Source organism: Bifidobacterium sp., from assembly GCF_050874245.1.
Classification (GTDB): Bacteria; Actinomycetota; Actinomycetes; order Actinomycetales; family Bifidobacteriaceae; genus Bifidobacterium.
Genome location: NZ_JBNMKH010000121.1, coordinates 1 through 3735, shown reverse-complemented (window position 1 = coordinate 3735; position 3735 = coordinate 1). Strand labels below are relative to the sequence as shown.

Here is a 3735-nt window from a genome sequence, read left to right as displayed (position 1 = left end):
TTCCTTGCCGTTGACCATGGTTTTGCGGTGGTCATAGCCCTGGTGAGACGCCCGGTCCCATTCCGAACCCGGTAGCTAAGGCCAGGCGCGGCGATGGTACTGCACTCGAGAGGGTGTGGGAGAGTAGCACGCCGCCGCTTTGAACGTCGGGTTCCCCGGTCGAGCCGTTATGGCTCCCGGGGGATTTTTTGTATTCCCGCATGATCCGTCCGCTGGATTGTCGTATCCTAAGCCTTGTCTTCCGGGTTGTTGTGGGGCGCATGTTTCCGGGGCATCCGGTTTTCCTGTCCCGTGTGGTCTTCCCCTCATCCGGGACTTTGTCCCTCCGGGCCTCCCAATTCCAACCGGACCCCTCATGGAGAGCTCCGCAAGACCCTTTTGTCCATCTCCCGCGGGACGCACCGCTCCGGAAAGCCCGATTCGGTATTGGCTTGGAATGAAGATGCGTGGATTTTACCGGCTGAATCAGAAGGTATCATCGGAGGCGTCGCCGGCGTCGGACTGCAGCCAGGCCTGCAATTTCATATGATTGAGTTCGGTGTTCGGATCGTACGTGTCGTCCAGTCTTTCCTGGTACATCGCAACCAATTCGTCGCCGCGGCCGAGCGCCTCCAAAGCGGCCTCCCGAATCGTCTCCCATTCGTACGGTACCACTTCCTCGGGAAACATCACCGTGGTCTGGTTTGGCGTATCGCGTTCCACCAAATCGACGAAATTCAGCAGATCCTGCCATCTTTCGGCGGCGATCAGACGCGCCGCGTACGCGTCCGCAAGCGGCTCGGAAGTATGGTTGTCGCGCAGGAACCGGTCCGCCTCATCGCTGTCGCCACTGATTCTCATCAGATCATGACGCAGAAACTGCACGGCATGGTCGAACTGGTTCTGCGCGGTCTGTGCAAGCTGCCGTTGCGAAAGCAGAGACGGGTCAAGCATCGCGAGATCGTTCAATTCCTCGGGGGAGAGTGCTGACGAATCGTCTGCGACGGAACCATCGCCGTCGTGTGCGGATGGATTCGTCGTATTCGTGTCTTTCGCACCATCCACAACGTCCGTATCCGTGCGGATACCCCGCGATTGCGTGCCGGCGGAGCCATGCATGGTAGTGTCCGTGCCATTGCCATTATTACCATTGCCGGATTTCGCGGCGAAATCACGCATCGCGGCAATGCCCTTATTCAATGCGTCATACGCGAACATGCGCGTGTCATCCCACTGCGCGAAGGAAAGCCCGCAGGACAGCAGCTCCACCATCTGCATGGCATTGAGCCGGAAATCCTCATTGCATGCCACCTGCGTGACCATGCGCAACGCCTGCTCTCCGGTCATCGGGTCGGCATTGCAGGCGACGGCGTCCATGTACACGCGCACAGTCTGGATGAGATCCTTCAGATAGTCGAAGCCCTCGTTGTCGCGGTCGGCCACGTTGCCGACGAAACGCGCGGTCATCTCCACTGCCTTGGTGAGATTGCCGACCGCGTCGAGCCATCGCGTGCTGATCACCGCATTGCCCACCACCGCGTCCACGCCGGACAACGCCTGCGAATCAATCGAGAACGTCGGCATATCGATGCGTGGAATCTCCACGCCGCCATCAGTGCGTTCGGCGGTGGGCACCATGGAGGCGAGTGCGTCGAAATACCACTGCATGGGCATGTTGATGACCATGTCGGCGTCGGAAAGGCTCGCGACCGGCACATCGTTGCGGTGTTCGGCGTCCTCCTGACTCGCCTCGCGGATCATGTGGTTCCACAGGAAGGTCGGTCCGTCGAATTCGACGGAGCTCAGCCACCCGTTGTTGACGTAGTCGATGAGGTCGTCGGCATCCTGCCTGCGATTGAAGCTGCCCATATGCCTGCCTTTGCCTACCTTTCCGTCTTGGAACACGTTATATCGCGATCGGCGGTCCGCGTGAAAAGCCGTCGCATTATTTGCGATTCCGCCGCACCAAGTATAGGCGGCGTCGGCTACGTCCTCTTACGGACCTTTTTCCGAACGGAGGATCGCGAGATCAGGAAATAAAGGAAACGGCAAATGGAGAAAAGTGAAACGGTTTGGATACCGTGAGGAAAGAACGGATTATAATCGTCTGCATATAACAGAACATCTTTTTCAGCGCGTTCGGAAGGTTTTCCGGACGCGCTGAACTGTTTTTGGCGCAAAAATGAACGGAGGGCCAACACAAGATGAACGCACGGAAACTGGGTGCGGCGGCGGGAGCCATCGCTTTGATTGTAGGCTTGTTCACGGGGTGCGGTTCATCGGAAGATTCCTCCGGCGCGTCGACGGCCGGCAACTCGGACAGTGGCAAAAGCGTGACATACTCCGTTGCTGACTCGAAGGAATCCATACGCATAGCCTCCGGATCGGAGAACAAGGAAGTGGGCGACGCCGTCAGGCAGGCGGCCGAACAGGCGAACGTGTCGGTGACCGTCGACTATATGGGGTCGCTCGACGTCATGGACGCGCTGCGCAACAAGGGCCATCATGCGGGCCGGGACTACGATGCGGTATGGCCGGCCAGCAGCATGTGGATCACTTTGGGGGATACGGGGCACATCGTCAAGGACCAGATTTCCACGTCCACCACGCCGGTGGTGTTCGGTGTGAAGCGAAGCAAAGCGGAGGCATTGGGCTGGACGAACGCGGACGGTACCACGAAGCCAGTGCCGACGAAGGACATCATGGATGCGGTGAAGGCCAAAAAACTGTCGTTCGCCATGACATCCGCCACGCAGTCGAATTCCGGCGCATCGGCGTATCTGGCCTTCCTGACGGCACTGCGCGGCGGCGATACGGCGCTCGCCGAAACCGATCTGGACGACGCGTCGCTGCAATCGTCCGCGAAATCCCTGCTCTCGGGCGTTGACCATTCGTCCGGCTCGTCCGATTGGCTCAAGGACATGCTGGTCAACGATCCGGATTCCCACGATTCGATGGTGAACTACGAATCGCTTGTCATACAGGCCGATAAGAAGCTGACGGCGAACAACAAGGAGCCGTTGCTGGCGATCTATCCTTCCGACGGCATCGCGGTCGCCGATTCGCCGCTCGGCTATGTGGACCGCGGACAAGGCAAGGAACGGGCTTTCTTGCGGTTCAGCAAAGCGATGACGTCGAAAAACGCTAAGAAACTATTCGAGGAAGCGGGGCGCAGAACCGGTGCGAACGGTGCGTTGACGTATGGGAAAGCCGCGAAGGTGAAGGATTCGTTCCGTGGGGAATGGGGCATCGATACGAACGCTTCGGTGCTGAAGACCATCGCCATGCCTTCGTCGGACGTCATCGAACGGGCGCTCGACCTGTACCAGACCATCCTACGCAAGCCATCCTATACCTTGTGGGTGGTGGACTATTCCGCCTCCATGTCCGGTAAGGGCAAAAGCGACGCGGTGAAAGGCCTGCAGGCCGCTCTCGACACCGATCAGGCGAGGGCATCCCATATCGAGCCGGGCGACGACGACGTCAACGTATTCATCCCATTCAACGGACAGGCCAAGGTGGAACAGACCGTGAAGGGCAAGCAGACGGCGCCACTGCTCGCCGCCGGCGAACGGAAGATCGCCACGGGCGACGCCGACGTCTACAATGCGCTGAACGTCGCTTTGCACAACCTGCCCGACGACCGCGACGACTATACGGTGTCGATTGTCCTGCTGACCGACGGCAAATCGAAGACCACGAATCGCGATGAGTTCACGCGACTGTATAAGGCCGAAGGCAAAGGCATTCCGATCT

General features: G+C 59.1%; 2 protein-coding genes and 1 rRNA gene. 2 read left to right on the top strand and 1 reads right to left on the bottom strand.

Features of this window, described 5'->3' with window-relative positions:
* Positions 1 to 23 precede the first annotated feature (23 nt).
* Positions 24 to 140, top strand: a 5S ribosomal RNA gene (rrf, locus tag ACR0P8_RS08950).
* A gap of 325 nt (positions 141 to 465) precedes the next feature.
* Here the strand turns inward: rrf and ACR0P8_RS08945 are convergent.
* Entirely contained in the window at positions 466 to 1848 is a 1383-nt protein-coding gene (locus tag ACR0P8_RS08945) for a DUF6880 family protein (RefSeq protein ID WP_432624736.1), read from the bottom strand.
* 335 nt (positions 1849 to 2183) lie between these two features.
* Here ACR0P8_RS08945 and ACR0P8_RS08940 point away from each other — a divergent pair.
* The coding region (locus tag ACR0P8_RS08940) for a VWA domain-containing protein (RefSeq protein WP_432624735.1) at positions 2184 to 3735 on the top strand (1552 nt) is incomplete at its 3' end.